We start from the raw sequence: 505 nt of genomic DNA on the forward strand, positions 1-505 counted from the left end.
CTTTACCGCCGGCAACCCTTCGCGTACATGCAGGTCGTTGAAGTCGGATACCTTGCCAGGCGTCTTCGACTCGGGGAACGCGATGCCGACCTGGTGCTTGGCTGCGGCGGCGGTCGCCTTCTCGACGCCCACATTTTGCTGGGAGTGCTTGTCGTTGTCCGCCATGATATGCACGGGATTGGTCGGATGGCGCGATTTCACCGAGTCGACCACGGCGTCGAGGTTGCGCGAATCGAAAGCGACGACCACCGGTTTTCCGGTGGCCTGGTGCAGCGAGGCGCCGGTCGCGTAACCTTCGGACACCAGCACATCGGCGCCCGGTTTGATGTCGCCGATGACGTGCATGTTGCCCGAGCGGCGGCCGCCTTTTTCGAACGTCTTGCCTTCATCCTCGCCGGGACGGATCGATTGCGCCGACCAGACCTTGCCGTCGATGTCGCGCACCGGAACGACGACCTTGTCGCCATCGAACTTGACGCCGTGCGCATCGATCTGCTTGCGCTCC

1 protein-coding gene is annotated in these 505 nt (G+C 63.4%); it reads right to left on the reverse strand.

Annotated features, from left to right (window positions below; translation table 11 throughout):
- Positions 1-505, reverse strand: a 505-nt coding sequence (locus RBA40_RS33495) for a toprim domain-containing protein (RefSeq protein WP_306653244.1), incomplete at both ends; no start/stop codon positions are given.

This window comes from Massilia pseudoviolaceinigra (assembly GCF_030846505.1).
In the GTDB taxonomy this organism is placed as follows: Bacteria; Pseudomonadota; Gammaproteobacteria; order Burkholderiales; family Burkholderiaceae_D; genus Telluria_A; species Telluria_A violaceinigra.